14 protein-coding genes are annotated in these 15,368 nt (G+C 60.9%); 2 read left to right on the top strand and 12 right to left on the bottom strand.

All coding sequences use genetic code 11. The features are described 5' to 3' along the window. Positions 1-79: 79 nt before the first annotated feature. The 6 genes from HV670_RS04680 to HV670_RS04655 form a co-directional block, all read right to left on the bottom strand. Positions 80-1,477, bottom strand: coding sequence for an amidohydrolase family protein (locus tag HV670_RS04680; RefSeq protein WP_217478358.1), 1,398 nt, complete (start codon positions 1,475-1,477; stop codon positions 80-82). A gap of 101 nt (positions 1,478-1,578) precedes the next feature. Continuing rightward, on the bottom strand, positions 1,579-1,953 hold the full coding sequence (locus tag HV670_RS04675; RefSeq protein ID WP_175103475.1) for a cupin domain-containing protein: 375 nt from the start codon (positions 1,951-1,953) through the stop codon (positions 1,579-1,581). A gap of 29 nt (positions 1,954-1,982) precedes the next feature. After that, positions 1,983-2,732, bottom strand: a complete 750-nt coding sequence (locus HV670_RS04670; protein ID WP_175103474.1) for an SDR family NAD(P)-dependent oxidoreductase — start codon at positions 2,730-2,732, stop codon at positions 1,983-1,985. A gap of 120 nt (positions 2,733-2,852) precedes the next feature. Continuing rightward, positions 2,853-3,446 carry a malonic semialdehyde reductase gene (locus HV670_RS04665; RefSeq protein WP_175103473.1) on the bottom strand — a complete coding sequence of 198 codons (594 nt, stop codon included), beginning with the start codon at positions 3,444-3,446 and terminating at the stop codon, positions 2,853-2,855. 229 nt (positions 3,447-3,675) lie between these two features. Further along, positions 3,676-5,373, bottom strand: a complete 1,698-nt coding sequence (locus tag HV670_RS04660; RefSeq protein ID WP_175103472.1) for a GMC family oxidoreductase — start codon at positions 5,371-5,373, stop codon at positions 3,676-3,678. A gap of 583 nt (positions 5,374-5,956) precedes the next feature. After that, positions 5,957-7,468 carry a YeiH family protein gene (locus tag HV670_RS04655; RefSeq protein WP_175103471.1) on the bottom strand — a complete coding sequence of 504 codons (1,512 nt, stop codon included), beginning with the start codon at positions 7,466-7,468 and terminating at the stop codon, positions 5,957-5,959. Positions 7,469-7,798: 330 nt separating this feature from the next. Here HV670_RS04655 and HV670_RS04650 point away from each other — a divergent pair, with 330 nt between their 5' ends. Together HV670_RS04650 and HV670_RS04645 are read left to right on the top strand one after the other, a co-directional pair. Next, positions 7,799-8,065 carry a type II toxin-antitoxin system Phd/YefM family antitoxin gene (locus HV670_RS04650; protein WP_175103470.1) on the top strand — a complete coding sequence of 89 codons (267 nt, stop codon included), beginning with the start codon at positions 7,799-7,801 and terminating at the stop codon, positions 8,063-8,065. Then, on the top strand, positions 8,062-8,391 hold the full coding sequence (locus HV670_RS04645) for a type II toxin-antitoxin system RelE/ParE family toxin (RefSeq protein ID WP_175103469.1): 330 nt from the start codon (positions 8,062-8,064) through the stop codon (positions 8,389-8,391). The genes HV670_RS04650 and HV670_RS04645 overlap by 4 nt, the downstream gene beginning before the upstream one ends. A gap of 47 nt (positions 8,392-8,438) precedes the next feature. Here HV670_RS04645 and HV670_RS04640 read toward each other — a convergent pair whose 3' ends face one another. From HV670_RS04640 to HV670_RS04615, 6 genes are all read right to left on the bottom strand, one after another. After that, positions 8,439-9,368 carry a hydroxymethylglutaryl-CoA lyase gene (locus HV670_RS04640; protein WP_175103468.1) on the bottom strand — a complete coding sequence of 310 codons (930 nt, stop codon included), beginning with the start codon at positions 9,366-9,368 and terminating at the stop codon, positions 8,439-8,441. 26 nt (positions 9,369-9,394) lie between these two features. Beyond that, positions 9,395-10,585, bottom strand: coding sequence for a CaiB/BaiF CoA transferase family protein (locus HV670_RS04635; protein ID WP_175103467.1), 1,191 nt, complete (start codon positions 10,583-10,585; stop codon positions 9,395-9,397). Between the two features lie 10 nt (positions 10,586-10,595). After that, on the bottom strand, positions 10,596-11,318 hold the full coding sequence (locus HV670_RS04630; protein ID WP_175103466.1) for an ABC transporter ATP-binding protein: 723 nt from the start codon (positions 11,316-11,318) through the stop codon (positions 10,596-10,598). 9 nt (positions 11,319-11,327) lie between these two features. After that, on the bottom strand, positions 11,328-13,115 hold the full coding sequence (locus HV670_RS04625) for a branched-chain amino acid ABC transporter ATP-binding protein/permease (RefSeq protein WP_175103465.1): 1,788 nt from the start codon (positions 13,113-13,115) through the stop codon (positions 11,328-11,330). Further along, positions 13,112-14,026, bottom strand: coding sequence for a branched-chain amino acid ABC transporter permease (locus tag HV670_RS04620; RefSeq protein WP_175103464.1), 915 nt, complete (start codon positions 14,024-14,026; stop codon positions 13,112-13,114). The genes HV670_RS04625 and HV670_RS04620 overlap by 4 nt, the downstream gene beginning before the upstream one ends. 94 nt (positions 14,027-14,120) lie before the next feature. Further along, on the bottom strand, positions 14,121-15,323 hold the full coding sequence (locus HV670_RS04615; RefSeq protein WP_425511381.1) for an ABC transporter substrate-binding protein: 1,203 nt from the start codon (positions 15,321-15,323) through the stop codon (positions 14,121-14,123). Positions 15,324-15,368: the final 45 nt, after the last annotated feature.

The following is a 15,368-nucleotide window of genomic DNA, read 5'->3' as shown; positions in this document are numbered from 1 at the left end:
ATGCGTTTACTGAAAGCGCCGTGAAAACAGAGGGGCAACCACACCGTAAGGCCATGCCGCGCAGGAGGAAGCCGATGGATCAAGCCGCGTGATAGGGTTTGGGTAGCCAGCTTCCGCCTAGCTTCAACCCGTTCTTCCCTTTCGCACGGCTAACGATACCGTCGCGCGACCGGTACGCGAGTTCGCGGATTTCATCGAAGCTGACGCCGACCAGCTTGCCGTCGCGCTTGACGAACTTGCCGTTCACGATCACCGAGTCGACCAGGCCGGGATGCCCGTTATAGACGAACTGCGCGATCGGATTGTTCATGGGGATCATCTCGAACGTGTCGGTTCGAACCAGGATCACATCGGCGAGTTTGCCGGGTGTGAGGCTGCCGACCTTCGAACCGAGTCCACACGCTTCGGCTCCGCGAATCGTCGCGAACTCAAGGACGTCGCGGCACGTCGTTTCCATTTCGTCGACGCACGCTTTACCTTCATTTCTGGCGGCTTCGTTGTCAAAACCGCGCTGCGTGCCAAGCGCCGCGCGCATGGTGCCGAACAGATGCCCACCGTTTGAGCTGCAGACGTCGATCGACAGGCTTGGCTTGATGCCCGCCTTGATGAGCCTGCCAGTCGCGGGCCATCCATGCCCCATCTGCAGTTCGATATCCGGCGCGACTGACGCCGTGCAACCCGCGTCGGCCATCATTTGCAATTCATCGTCGGCCAGCGAGTTGCAATGCACACAGGTCAGCCGGTTGTGAAGCATCCCCTTCTCCGCGAGCGCCGCGATCGGGCGATTGCGTCCCCATTCGCCGTCGCCGAAGTGGCAGGAAATCCGCAGGTCGAGTTCCTCGGCAAGCTGCCAGTCACGAACCGTCACGTCCATCGTCGCGAATTGATTGCCGCGCGCCGCGAGGCACAGGGTCACGAGCCCATCGTCGCTCGACAGGCGCCCCTTGCGCAGCCGCCGGACGTCCTCGACTGGGTGGTCCTCGTGGCTGACGACCTGGTAGTGCTGGTGGCCGCCGCCGTGACCGAACACCACGCGCGCGCCCGCCTTGAAATGGGCGTCGACCGCGGCGTCCGTATGTTCGGGCGAGTTGAGGTTGTGACACCAGTCGAGCATCGTCGTGATACCGGAGTTCAACGCCTCGAGCGTGCCCAGTAGATTGCCCGCATAGGTATCCTGCGCGGTATAGAGTTCACTGATCGTGCCGTGCAAACCCGTGAAATAGTGAGAAAGACTCCAGTCGGAAGCAATGTTCCGAAACAAGGACTGCCAAGTGTGGCGATGCGTGTCGACGAGACCTGGGAGCACGAGGAAGTTCGATGCGTCGATCGTCTCGGCGCCGTCGACCGGCGGGATCGAATGCGCGACATCGACGATCCTGCCGTCGACGATCAGCAGATCGCCAGACATCAATTCACCGAGTTTCGGGTCCATCGTGATGAGGGTCCCGTTCTTGATCAGAATTTTTTTGCTTTCCACCACTGTCTCCTTCATCCGGACAGTGACAAGACCTGGCCTCTGCACCAGAACGTGCCGCTGTCCGTTTTTTTAGATCAGGGCCATCGGGGAGGCCCTTCGAGCTAGATGCCGAACACGCTGTGCGCAGCCGCGGGAAACAGGTCCAGCCGCGGTGGCGTGAAGAACTCGATGATCTCGCATTCGTCCACGTACAACACCTCGTGCTCGACGTTGCCGGGTATCAGGAGCAGGTCGCCCGCGACACAGGTCCGCTTCTCGTCGCCGAGCCGGAAGTCCATGCGGCCCGAGATCACCCACGTGATCTGTTCATTGTGATGCGTGTGCGCGGCCGTGAATGTGCCGGCCTTGATCTTCGACCAGACGACCATGCCGTTGCGCCCGGTCAGCAACTGCTGGACCATTTGCGCCTGATTCACCTGCGTGGGCAGCTCGTCTTTCTTGAAGAAGCCCGGCTTGTCGATTGCCAATTCAGACATGTTCATCCCCTCTGTCGTAAAGTGCGTGATTAAGCAATGGTTCGACCGGAATCGATCTTCAGATGCGAGCCGGTCATGTGCGGCGTCAGATCGCTGATTGCAAACGCAACCAGCCATCCGAGCTCTTCGGGTTCCGTGACTTCGCGCAGCGGCAGTACGCTCGCCGCATTCTCGAGATAGCCTGGGATCGCGCGTAGCGGCGGCGTAGCCGTTTGCCCCGGCACGAGCGTATTGACTCGGATCTTGTATTTGCCGAGATCGAGTGCGAGGGCTTCCATCATTGCGTGCACGCCGCCCTTGGACGCCACGTAGGCGACCGCGTTCGGGATCACGCGCACGGCTGATGACGAACCCGTTGCAATCAGCGAGCCGCCGCGGCCCTGCTCGATGAGCATCTTCGCGCCATGCCAGAGCGTCTGGAAGGTGCCGGTCAGGTTCACGGAGATGATCCGCTCCCAATCGGCAAGCTGCACTTCTTCGAACGGCGAGAGCGCGACCACGCCGGCGTTCGCGACAACCGCATCGAGCTGTCCGAACTCAACGCGCGTGGTCTCGTACATGGCTGCGATCGCTGCCGTGTCGCGAATATCGAGCTGGAAGTCGATGATTCGGCCGCCGTTGGAGAGCTCGGCAAGCGCGACCGTCTCGCGCAGGCCCGCAGCGTCGTATCCCGCCGCACAGACCTTCGCACCCAGACTGGCACAACGCAACGCGATCGCACGTCCGATGCCCGACTCGGCCCCGGTCACCACGACACTCTTGCTTTTCAGATCGATCATTTTCTCAACGGAAGTTCACGTATAAATTCAATATAGCCCGTGGCCCCGTGACGAAAAAGTCCATGCCGGGGAAACAGCATTGCGGTAAAATGCGCGAAAACGCGACGCGGGATTCGTGCCCTACAGGATCGAGCAAGCGTCGGCGAATTCCAGCCGGGGCAGTCTGCCGAGCACTTTCGACCGGTCGCCATATCCGAGATTGCAAAGGAAATTGACGGCCACATCGCCTTCCGGGAAGAACTCATCCTTGACCTTCTTCGCGTCGAAGCCCGACATCGGCCCGCAATCGAGACCGATCGCACGCGCGGCGATCATCAGGTAGGCGCCTTGAAGGCTGCCATTGCGAAATGCCGTGCTTTCGATCAGATCAGCTTTGCCTTCGAAGATCGATTTCGCGTCGGGCCGGTGCGGGAACAGCGTCGGCAGGCGTTCATGGAAGCGGCGGTCGTAACCGATAATCGCGCAGACGGGCGCCATGCGCGTCTTCTCGACATTGCCCGGAGCGAGCGCAGGCACGAGACGCTCCTTTGCCTCGGGCGTAGTCAGGAAGGTGAGGCGGGCCGGGCAGACATTCATGCTGGTCGGGCCATACTTCATGATGTCGTAGAGCTCGTGCAACTGCGCATCGGATACGGGGCGGTCGAGCCAGCCGTTCTGCGTGCGCGCCTGCTTGAAGAGCAGGTCCAGCGATTCAGGCGCAAGCGCGGAAGTCATGGTGAATCTCCTTTCTACGTGGAAAAAATTGGCCCGTGGTCGACGGGTTGCCGGTGCATGGAGCCGGCGATAAGCGCTCGCGCCGTCGGCCGCATCCCGGTTCCGCTTCGTTGAGCGCAAGGGTCGGCAGCGGCGCGATTCGAGGCGCTCGTTCGTCTCTCAATCGAAGTTGTTTCACTCCCGTCATCGATCAGTTTCCCGATCGTCTCCGCCGGACGTCGACAGACCGCTAGAAGATTCGGTCGGCCGCGTGTTCGGCGATCATCAGCGTTGGAAGATTGGTATTCGCGCTCGGGATGACCGGCATGATCGAGGCATCGACCACACTGAGATTGGAGACGCCATAGACCTGGTAGCGCGAATCGACGACGGCCATCGGATCGCTTGCGCGTCCCATCGCGCAGGTCCCGACAGGATGGCCCATTGGGGCGATCGACGAGAGCAGGTCCGCATCCGTTATCGCCGCTGCATGCGGGGAGCGCCCCACGACTTTCGCGCCCGCAAACGCACGACCGACAGCGAACCGGCGCACAGGCCCCGGTGCGTTGAGCGCGAGCTTGGCGCCTGCAGCCATCAGCGAACCGGCGATGCCGGGCCGGTTGAACTGGTTGACCGCCATTCCCGAAGGCAGCAGGAGCGCCTCGTTGTAGCAGGCTGCGACCTCCGGATCAATCAGCATTCGCTGCGCCAGTCTTGCCCCCATCACGACGCGCGGCGCATCGCGCGGGTCGTCGAGCATGCGAAAGTCCACCCGGGGGTTGACGTCGGCTCGCGCGTCGGCGAGGGTCACCGAGCCGGTCGAAAACGGCGAGTACAACGCGGATGCCACCATCGCCACATCGGTGCCGAACGAGCGTCCGCTGACACGCCCCAGCATGAAGAGGAACAGATCGTTGTCCGGACACTGTGCGAAACCCGACGAGGCCCGCATGCCTGCCACGGCGAAGCGCCGCAGTTCCGGCGCGAGCCGGCCGTGACGCGGCAACGTCAAGGCGAAGAACATATAGGCGTGGTTCTGGAGATTGCGTCCTACGCCGGGGCGGTGAGCGACGGGTGCGATGCCGAGCGCGGACAACTCACGCGAAGGTCCGATGCCGGAGCGCAAGAGGAGTGCCGGCGAATGGATCGCCCCCGCCGACACGACAATATGCTGGCCGCGCAGCGTGATTTCTTTACCCTCGCGCTGTGCGTGCACGCCGACGGCGCGAGTTCCGTCGAACATCAGCTTCGTCACACGCGTGTCCGGCATGATCGTCAGGTTGGACCTTCGCCGCACTGCCTCAGTCAGGTAACAGCGCGCGCTCGAGGAGCGCACTTCCGCGTCGCGGCTGACGGGTATTGGAAAGAAGCCCGTACCGGGCGCCTCATTGATGTCGTCAATAGAGGGGAAACCTTGCGTGGCCGCGGCTCTTCGCATCGCGCGGACGAACCCTGGCCATTCTGCGTCAGGCATGCGCCGGATCGGGTAGACGCCGGCGGCGGCGCCTTGCAGGCTGCGCTCATGGTCGTCCTCGACCTTTCGAAAATACGGGACGACATCGTTCCAGCCAAGTCCCTGCGCACCTGCAGCAACCCAGCGTTCGTAGTCGGAAGGCAGGCCGCGCAGCGCGAACATGCCCATGATGCTCGAGCCTCCTCCCATGATCCGTGCCTGTGGATAGGGACGAGGGGCCTGCCCTCTCACCACGGTGGCCTCGAGGCCCGGCCAGAAGTAGTCAGGATTCAGCGTCGAACTCGGGAACGTATCGTCGATATCGGAGGGCACTCGGCCCGGCGGTGTGTCTTGCCCCGCTTCGACGAGCAGCACGCGGCGGCGTCCGTCTTCGGACAGTCTTGCAGCGAGAACGGCACCCGCGCTCCCGCCCCCAACGATGATGCAATCGGAATCGCCTGGCGCAGACCCGACCGCTTGGTCATGAGCGGTCATACGTGTGGCCGCCCTTTGTGCGAGATCTGCGAGAAACAGGGATCGCTGGCACTCGCCCGCCGCACGAGTGCGGCCTGCGTAATGTTGTCCTCATTCACGTTCTGCATTGCGTCTCCAAACCTTGTTCTCTTTGGGTGAGAATATAGGTCACCGACCCGCGACAACAAAGTCTGTGTCAGAGAAACAGATTTGCGGTCAGCGGGAAAGTGGAGACGACTCGAACAGGTGGATCGAAGAGCAGGTGTTGATTCAGACGACAGGTCTCGGCCTGCCGCTGCGCCGTTCAGCTTGCGGCGTGATAGTGCGCACAAGCGTCTCCAGGCGAAACGAGCCTGTCGTGCAAGCGGCACAGGCGGCTCTCGCCGACGCTCGCACCGAAGCCGGAACCCAGGCTGCTCAGTCCCGGAATCGATGATTCGAGTGCGGCCCGCGAGGGATCGCGATGCGTGCAGCTCGCGCATGTACGTCGAACGGCATCCGGTCTCGGAGTCAGAATCAGAGTCGGATACAGTTCAGCAGACCCGCGCACAGGCGCGGGTACCGGTTTCTTGTCGCGAACGCTCGCAAACATCTTCACCTCACTTTATTGGCCAAGGCCCGCCCAATATCCGCCGAACACATGCACCGAGAGCACATATCCGAGCACGATGTTCACCGCGACGCCGGCCGAGAACGCGAGGAAGGGCTTGATGCCCGTCGAGGCGAGCCCTGAAAAGCGCGTGGTGAGACCAATGCTGAAGAAGCAGAATATGAATGCCCAGGTCCGCAAGGCCGTGATCGGTGCAACGAAACCCGGGGTGACGACCGTGCGGTAGTCGGCAAGCGAGTAGTGACTGGCGACCCAGGTGACGAGCGCCGAGGCGATCACAAAGCCGAGCACGAATTTCGGAAAGCGGTCCCAGATTTCCCCTACGCCGACACGCGCCTGAAACGCCGGTGCGGATGGCGGTGTGGCGAGCGAGCCGGTGGCCGCTTCGGTAGCCGTTGCGTTACTGCCGCCCGTAGTCTTGCCTGCCTCGTCGACCGGGGCCGACGGTTCACGATCCCAACGGCTCGTTGCGACGATCGCGAGCACGAATGCCCAGATGCCGATCCAGATATCGCGGCCGACGACCTTCATCAACGTGAAGGCCTGCAACGCGGCTTCGGGTGAACCCGCGATCGCCGCGTCGCCATGCTTCGCGAGATCGCCATAGGCTTGAGCGGCCGCGATTCCGGCCGCGTCGGCAAACTCGGAGGTACCGATCCACGCGCCGCCGACTCCCGTTGGCAAACCGAGCGCGCGTGAGAGAAAGGGCAGCACGAAGATCATCACGATCGCCCAGAAAATCACGAGTGTGATCGACACAGATGCATGCTCACGCTTCGCGCGGACCGCGCCTGCGATTGCGATCGATGCCGAGACGCCGCAAACCGCGCCGCCAACCCCGAGCACCGCTGCGAATCGACGGTCAAGGCCAATCGCGCGCGCAACCCAAAAAATCACACCGAACGTCACGAGCGAGACGATGCTCGCCTGTACGACGGCGACCGGACCGGCCCAGGCCAGCAAGGTGAACGGCAGCGTCGCACCGAGCAGGATAATGCCGATTTTGATGTAGTACTCGACCCGGAAGCCCGCGCTCAGCCAGTCCGGCACGCGAAACACATTCGAGATCAGCAGGCCGAGTACGAGCGCGACCAGCGGCGGCTCCAGGTTGTACTTCGACGCATTGGCCCAGGCACCGAGTTCGAAGATCAGTACGGAGACAACGAAGAGCACGAGGAAAGACGCAAGGAAATGACTGACCCGATGCCCGATGATCGCAAGGCTGACGCCGAACAGCACGGCCCAGACGGCGAACAGCGCGATGTACTGGGGCAACTTGTGGGCGAGATCGGTCAAAGCATCGGCGGGCGAGCTCCATTTGGCCGGCGCGACCGCAAGCCACTTGATGCTGCTGCCCGATGCGAACAGGCCGTAGGCGACCACGACAATCGCCAGCGCGATCCAGATCGCCCACCAGTCTTCCTTGGAAACCAGCCCTCGCCAGAAGCTCGGGCGCGTGTCATCGACACGCGTCTGGCCGGCAAGGTTGGAATGGGTATTGCTCATTGTTTCGTCCCCCGTCGATGGAGCTCGGCTCCGGATGAACGCCCTCTTCCTGTTCTCGTGCCGCGCTTGGTGGCTTATGGGCGTTCGCTGCGCTCGATTATCGGTGGGGCGCGAAACAGTCTGAACGAAGCAATCGTGATATGGATATGGCGAATTGGAAGGACGCCTTTGTCAGCGCACGTCGCGTACGTTTGTGACGTACTTGCTTACGACTCTGAATCGCATGGCTCTCTGTATGCTTACGGGGAATTATCCTTTCAGCAATTTGGATCGACAGAAGACTGAATTCGGACTAAAATTAGTCCACACATTCCAGCTTCGAGGTCCGTCATGAAATTGTCCACCCAGGTCAAGCCGATCAGCTATCTCAAAAGCCATGCGGCGCAAATCGTCGACGAGATTTCCGAAAGCCGTCAGCCTCTTCTGATCACACAGAATGGCGAAGCGAAACTGGTGGTCATGGATGTACAAAGCTATGAAGAACAGGAGCAAACCCTTGCGCTTCTAAAAATTTTGGCGATGGGTAGCAAGGAAATTCAGGCAGGAAAATTCCGGAATGCTGAAGAGGTGTTTGCCGACCTGGATCGATCCGAATGACACATCGTGTTGTCTTCCTCGGGGCTGCCGAAGCAGATCTCAAGGAGATTCGCCGCTACATCGTCGCTCGTTTCAATCAAACCACGTGGTCCGAAACCTATTCGAAGCTGAAACAGACGATTCGGAATCTATCTGACTTTCCGCTGTCCGGCCTCAATGTGGATGAGATTCGAGACCTGAACATGACCCAGTTCCGGCAGGCGATCTCCGGAGCGAACAGGGTGATCTATGAAGTGCGCGACGAAACGATCTACATCCACGTGATTTGCGACACGCGCAAGGACTTGGTATCGCTCTTGCACAGCCGCCTGCTTCGATCTGGTTGATCGCTATCGCTGTCATCAACCCGGCTCGGGAACTACGACACTTCCTTTCACTGTCGATGCGGCGGACGGTGCAATCTCGTGCGCGGTCCGGCCTTGAGGATCTGGCTCGGGACGTCGTGGCCGATCAAGCGCGGCAGGCTCCCCGCGATATCGATGATGCCGTCCAGATCGACGCCTGTGTCATAACCCATCAGTTCCAGCATATGCACGAGTTCTTCCGTGCACACATTACCGCTAGCGCCCGGCGCGTACGGGCAGCCGCCAATGCCACCGAGCGAGGCATCGAAGCGGTCGATGCCCGCATCGATCGCCTCGAGCGTGTTGGCCAGTGCCATGCCGCGCGTATTGTGAAAGTGCATCGTGAATTCGAGGTGCCCGAAGTGGGCCTTCATATGCTTCGCCACCTGGTTGACCTGGCTCGGGTAGGCCATACCCGTGGTATCGCATAGGGTGATGCCCGCAACGCCAAGTTGCGAGAAGCGATCCACCAGCGCGTGAACGTCCTGCAAGGCAATATCGCCTTCCATCGGACAACCGAACACGGTCGAAAGTGACAGGTTGAGCGCGACCCTCGTATCACGCATGGCGGCAACGATCTCGGCAAGCTGGGCAAACGACTGCTCGCGCGTCATGCGCATGTTCGCCTGGTTATGAGTCTCACTGACCGACATCACAAGATTGACTTCGTCCACATTGCACTCGAGCGCCCTCTCCGCGCCCCGCACGTTCGGCACCAGCACGGTATAGATCACGTCCGGATTGCGTGCGATCTGGTGCATGACGGCCTCGGCATCCTTGAGTGCGGGGATGGCCTTCGGCGAGGTGAACGAAGTCGCCTCGATCTTCGCAAAACCACTGGCCGACAAACGATCGACGAAGGCGATCTTGTCGTCGGTGTCGACGAATACGGATTCGTTCTGAAAACCGTCCCGCGCAGCGACTTCGTGAATGAACAATCTTGGCTTCTGGGCGCTCATGGGTATATTCCCGATCTGGTGAGAGGCTAGACAATCCCGCGTTGACGCCATTCGCCCCGCGTGCGTTCATCGATGCCGAGGCGAGACAGGACTTCATCCGTGTGCTGTCCCAGGGTGGGTGCCGCACTGCGAACTTCCCCCGGCGTGGCGCTCAGCTTGGGCACGATGCCGGGCAGCTTGATCGGCGTGCCGTCGGGCAAGTGCGACTCCAGGATCATGTCCCGCGCCAGATAGTGCGGGTCGGTCGCAATGTCAGCGACATCGTAGATCTTGCCCGCGGGGATACGCTGCTCGTTCAAGGCGAGCAGAACCTCATCCAGGCCGCGTTCGCGAGTCCACTCGGAAATCGCGTCGTCGATCTTGCCCACCTGACGCACCCGGCCATCGTTGCTTTCGAGTGCGGGGTCACGCCCCAGGTCCTCGCGGCCGATCAAGGTCATCAGACGCTTGAAGATGCTGTCGCCATTGCCTGCAATCAGGACGAACTTATCGTCCTTGCATCGATAGGCATTGCTCGGCGCAATGCCTGGCAAGCTGCTGCCAGCGGGTTGCCGGATTTCGTTGAACACGGCGTATTCCGGCAGAAGACTTTCCATCATGTTGAATACCGACTCATACAGCGCGACGTCGATCACCTGCCCTTGCCCGTGCGCGCCGTCACGCGCGCGCAAGGCAAGCAGGATGCCGATGATGCCATGCAGCGCCGATAGCGAGTCGCCGATGGAGACTCCGACTCTCACCGGCGTGCGGCCCGGTTCGCCGCTCAGATGGCGCAGGCCGCCCATGGCCTCGCCGACGACACCGAAACCGGGTCGATCGCGATAGGGGCCTGTCTGTCCGTAGCCGGAAACACGCAGCATCACCAGTTTCGGATTGACGGCTTTCAGGTCTTCCCAACCGAGCCCCCAGTCTTCCATCGTGCCCGGCTTGAAGTTCTCGATCACGACGTCGACATCCTTCACCAGCTTGCGCACGACGTCCTGTGCCTCGGGTTGCCGCAGGTCCAGTGTGATCGATTTCTTGTTGCGCGATTGGACCTGCCACCACACCGCAGTGCCGTCGTGCATCAACCGCCATTTACGGAGCGGATCGCCTTTTACCGGGGGTTCTATCTTGATGACTTCCGCGCCGAATTCCGCGAGCATCTTCGCGGCGAACGGACCCGCTATCAGCTGTCCGAGCTCAAGTACGCGGATTCCCTCCAAAGGTCCTGACATATCAGCCTCTCTAGTGGCCTTGCTTACCGAGATACGCTTCCCGGACGCGGTCGCTCGCGAGCAATTCCCGCCCGGTACTTTCCATGACGATCGAGCCGACTTCGAGCACATAGGCGCGGTCGGAAATGGCGAGGGCCTGATTCGCCATCTGCTCCACAAGCAGGATCGTCATACCTCGTTCCTTGAGCGACCTGATGATCTTGAAAATCTCCGCCACGATCAGGGGCGCCAGTCCCAGCGACGGTTCGTCGAGCATGAGTATTTTAGGCTTACTCATTAACGCACGCGCGATAGCCAGCATTTGCTGTTCGCCACCGGACAACGTTCCCGCATATTGCTCCTTGCGTTCGCGCAGGCGCGGAAACATCGCGAAGCAGGCTTCAATGTCCTCGCCGATCGCCGCCGGCTCGTTCTTGCGCAGGTAGGCACCGAGCATCAGGTTGTCGAGCACGGTCTGATCGGGGAACACCTGCCGGCCTTCTGGAACGTGTGCAATGCCGCGTCTGACGCGATGATGGGCCTTGATGCCGTTCAGTCTGTCGCCATCGAACAGGATCTCCCCGGAACTCTGTTCGATGCCGGAGAGCGCCCGCATCAATGAGCTCTTGCCGGCGCCGTTGCCACCGATGATCGTCACGATCTCGTGGGAATCGACGTGAAGGGACACGTGCCGCAATGCCTGCACGGCCCCGTAATTGACGGACAAACCGCTGATATCCAGTAGTCGGCTCATGGCACTCTCCTATGCCGCCGCGCCAAGATAGGCTTCGATGACGCTGGCATTCTGCTGAATATGGCTCGGCAAGCCGGAAGCGATCTTGACACCATAGTCGAGCACGACGATGTGATCGGAGATCGCCATCACGAGATCCATGTGGTGCTCGATCAGCAGGATCGTCAAGCCCTGCGTCTTGAGTCTGCTGATCAGTCCGGTCAGTTGATCGGTCTCATGCGGATTGAGACCCGCCGCCGGTTCGTCGAGCAGTAGCAGGTCGGGACCGGTTGCGAGCGCGCGGGCGATTTCCAGCCGCCGCTGCAACCCGTACGGCAAGCCTTCGGCCTGGTCGTGCGCATAGCGGTCGAGTTCCAGAAAACGCAATATTTCGAAAGCTTCGGCGCGGACCCGGTCTTCTTCTTTCCGCTTGCCGGGTAACCCCAGCAGGTTGGAGACAAAACCCGATGTCTGTCGGCGGTAGCAACCCACCATGACGTTCTCGAGAACGGTCAACCCCTGGAAGAGTTTCAGGTTCTGGAAGGTGCGGCCGATCCCGCAGGCAGCGATCTGGTTCGGTGACAAGCCCACTATACTCTTGCCCTTAAACGTGATGCTCCCAGAGTCCGGTATGACGAGCCCGGAGAGCAGGTTCAGCGTCGTGGTCTTGCCTGCCCCGTTCGGGCCGATCAACGAGACGATTGTGCCGGGGTCGATCGAGAACGAGACGTCGTTGGTCGGAATCACCCCGCCGTATGCCTTGCTCAAGGAGCGGACCTCGAGCAGCGGACGGCCGGATGTGGCAGCAGCCGTCGTGGTTTTGCCCGTCGCCGTGGTCATCCTGCCTGGCAACCGCGTTTCACCGTTGCTGATTGCCGCCACTTCACGGGGCTTGCTGACGCGGCCTACCCTGGTCAGCAAGCCGGACAGCCCGTCGGGCATCACGTACAAAGCGAACAGCAGAATAGCGCCATAGGCGAAATGCTGGATCTCCGGCCAGCGCGCCAGGAAGGCATCGACGAGCGTCAGCACGACGGCGCCCAGGAAGGAACCGGCCGGGCTTTTTCCGCCGAACAGGACAACGACGAGGAAGAACACCGAGAGATTGAAATTGACGAAGTCGGAATTGATGTACTGGTTCTGCTCCGCCACGAGCGCGCCGGCGATACCGCATGTCGTTGCGCTGATGGCGAAAGCGAGGATCTTGAAACGATAGACGCTCACGCCGACACTCTCGGCCGCAATCTCGGAGGTGCGAACTGCGGCGAATCCGCGGCCGAAACGACCGCTCAGCAGCGAGCTCGTCAGCGCATGCAGCACCAGCGCGAGTAACGCGACGGCGACCACCCATTGACGGCTATCAAGCGCGACGCCGTTGAAACCGAGCGACGTGATCCCGGAGAAACCGGCTTGCCCCATGAACACATCGGTCCATTCGGAGACGATCTTTTCGATCAGCAGGCCAAAGGCGATGGTGACCATCGCAAGGCTTGGGCCCTTGACCTTCAAGGCGGGGATCGCGATGACCACACCGAATATCGCGGACATCCCCGCGGCACAGAGCAGCGCGAGCCAGGGACCCACCTGGTAGTTGACCGTGAGCAAGGCGACTGTATAGGCCCCCACGCCGAACAGGCCGGCATGCCCGAGCGACTTCTGGCCGGTCTGCCCGACGAGGATATTGAATCCCGTCGCAGCAATATAGTAGACACCGATATTGAACGCGATGAGACGGTAGAAGTCGTTGATGGGCGCATACGCAGTCACCGATGCCAGCGCCGCGATGACGATCGGCAGGACGATCTTCATGGGCTTCATACTTTCTCCGGGTGTGTACGGCCCAACAAACCGGCGGGGCGGAAATACAGGACAACTATGATCAGACCGAACACCGCGATTTCGCGCAGATTCGAGTACCAGAGGCCGATGAACGCCTCGAGCAAGCCGATCAGAAAGCCCCCGAAGATGCAACCGCGGGGATTGTCCAGGCCGCCGAGAATGGCTGCAGAGAACGCCTTGAGCGACAGCAGCGTGCCGACGAACACCGAGGCGGTGGTGATCGGCGCGGTCATCACGCCGGCAATGGCCGCCAGGCCGGAACTGATAACGAACACGGCAACCGCGATGGCATTCGCGTTGATGCCCATGAGGCTCGCCGCGGACTTGCTGAACGCGACGGCCCTGACCGCCTTGCCCATCTTCGTTTTGTGCAACGCCCAGTCGAACACCAGCATGAGGACCAGGGCGGTGAAGAACACCAGCACTTCCTGCGGCCGCATCCCGGCGCCGAACAGGACCATGACGCGATCACCCAATGGCGACGCAAGTGCAATCGGCGCGGGTCCCCAAATGAGCAGCGCCACGTTCTGCACAATGATGCCGAAGCCGATGGTGCTCATCACCCAGGACAGGCCCGCTTCGCCCACGAAGTGCTTGATGGCCGTGAAATACAGCGCATAGCCGAGCACGGCCATGATCACGATGCTCACCACCAGCGCGAAGATGAACGATGGCCACGTCACGTCCGCTGGCGTGGGAAACCCGGACAGCTTGCCGTGGCTGAAGTACAGCACCGCGCTGACCGCGATCAGACCAGCGAGTGCCAGAAACGCACCCTGCCCGAAGTTGAAGGTCTTCGTGGTCGTATAGGTAATGCTGAAGCCGAACGCGACGAGCGCATAGACGCTGCCCATCGCCAGGCCGCTGAAGATCGCCTGAAAAATATCCATCGATGCGAACCCTTCCGCGCGGACGCTGGATACGGCGCGGTGCCGCGGCCAGACGTCCAGTGCGTTGCTGAATTGAACCGGTCGCGGCCTTCGATTATTCCTTGATGTCCGCGGGCGTAATCGATTTGCTCACATCGTCGACAGCCGTGACGATTTTGCCGTTGTCCCATCGAACGAGGCGAAAGTCCTTCGCCGACAAGGCTTCATGGTTCTGATGAGAAAAGGGCTTCTGATAGGTCTTGATCACCCCGTCGACGCTGTTCAGGTTTTCGAGCGCCTGCTGGACCTTCTCGCCGTCGACCGACTTCGCCTGCTCCATCGCCGCGGCCAGGATCCTGACCGAATCGTAGGCTTGCGCTGCCATCACGTAGGTCGGCACGCTGCCGTTCTGCTTGACCAGCGTCTGGTACAGGGCCCCCGACTTCTGAGAGGAATCCTCTGTGATCGACGCCGTAAAAATCATCTTCTTCGCAAGGTCGGGTCCGGCGATACGGAGATAAGGCGGACTCAGATTGGCCCACGAACCCAACACGGTCGGAAAGTAGTTGATCTTCTCGAGGCTGCGCATGACGTGCGCGTTCGAATCGGCCAGTGCATAGACGATCAGGGTGTCGGCAGCCGAGTTTTTGATCTTGTTCAACTGGGACGTCATGTCCGTATCGGTCGGACCGAACATTTCGGCATCGACCGGCTTCAGGCCGTGCATCGCCAGGATTTCGGTCGCGTCCTTCGCACCCTGCTGGCCATAGCCCGTGGTGTCGGTTATGAGCGCGATCTTATGGTTCTTGCTTCCCTTTGCTGCGTAGGCGACGAGCAAGGCCAGCTGGTCGCGGTCCGCCATCGACACGCGGAAGATGTAGTTCTGTGGTGCGCTTGCATAACGTGTCGTGATCGCCGTGGAAGTCGCGACCGGCGAGATGGTCGGGATCTTCTTCTGTTCATCGATACGCAGCCAGGCAAGCATATTGCCCGAGTTGACACCGCCGAGCATCGCATCGACCTTCACATTGTCGACCAGCTCATTGGTGTTCTGAATCGCCTTCGGCGGCGAGCCCATGTCATCGCGTTCGACGATGACGACCTTGCGTCCGAGCACACCGCCCTTTGCATCGAGATCCGCGGCCGCCTGCCGCGCCCCCTGCAGGGCCGACACGCCGAAGTCGGCAGAGCCGGTCGCGGACATATCACTGTTAAAGCCGATCTTGATTTCCTGCGCGCTTGCGCTCGTGTACGTGATTAACGCGACAGCGAGTGCGCAAACTGCCTTTAGAGCGAATAACGGCTGGGCTTTAAACACAGTATCTCCTTACGTTGTTTTCTTTGGACGGATTCGAACGGAGGC

Origin of the sequence: Pararobbsia alpina (assembly GCF_902859895.1) — a bacterium.
Classification (GTDB): domain Bacteria; phylum Pseudomonadota; class Gammaproteobacteria; order Burkholderiales; family Burkholderiaceae; genus Pararobbsia; species Pararobbsia alpina.
Note: the sequence above shows the minus strand (reverse complement) of the source record. Positions and strands in the feature narration are given on the sequence as shown.

Excerpts from the sequence above, each read along its gene's own strand:
- HV670_RS04675 (WP_175103475.1), bottom strand. The coding sequence starts at position 1,953 with ATGTCTGAATTGGCAATCGACAAGCCGGGCTTCTTCAAGAAAGACGAG.
- HV670_RS04670 (WP_175103474.1), bottom strand. The coding sequence starts at position 2,732 with ATGATCGATCTGAAAAGCAAGAGTGTCGTGGTGACCGGGGCCGAGTCG.
- HV670_RS04665 (WP_175103473.1), bottom strand. The coding sequence starts at position 3,446 with ATGACTTCCGCGCTTGCGCCTGAATCGCTGGACCTGCTCTTCAAGCAG.
- HV670_RS04660 (WP_175103472.1), bottom strand. The coding sequence starts at position 5,373 with ATGACCGCTCATGACCAAGCGGTCGGGTCTGCGCCAGGCGATTCCGAT.
- HV670_RS04655 (WP_175103471.1), bottom strand. The coding sequence starts at position 7,468 with ATGAGCAATACCCATTCCAACCTTGCCGGCCAGACGCGTGTCGATGAC.
- HV670_RS04650 (WP_175103470.1), top strand. The coding sequence starts at position 7,799 with ATGAAATTGTCCACCCAGGTCAAGCCGATCAGCTATCTCAAAAGCCAT.
- HV670_RS04645 (WP_175103469.1), top strand. The coding sequence starts at position 8,062 with ATGACACATCGTGTTGTCTTCCTCGGGGCTGCCGAAGCAGATCTCAAG.
- HV670_RS04640 (WP_175103468.1), bottom strand. The coding sequence starts at position 9,368 with ATGAGCGCCCAGAAGCCAAGATTGTTCATTCACGAAGTCGCTGCGCGG.
- HV670_RS04635 (WP_175103467.1), bottom strand. The coding sequence starts at position 10,585 with ATGTCAGGACCTTTGGAGGGAATCCGCGTACTTGAGCTCGGACAGCTG.
- HV670_RS04630 (WP_175103466.1), bottom strand. The coding sequence starts at position 11,318 with ATGAGCCGACTACTGGATATCAGCGGTTTGTCCGTCAATTACGGGGCC.
- HV670_RS04625 (WP_175103465.1), bottom strand. The coding sequence starts at position 13,115 with ATGAAGCCCATGAAGATCGTCCTGCCGATCGTCATCGCGGCGCTGGCA.
- HV670_RS04620 (WP_175103464.1), bottom strand. The coding sequence starts at position 14,026 with ATGGATATTTTTCAGGCGATCTTCAGCGGCCTGGCGATGGGCAGCGTC.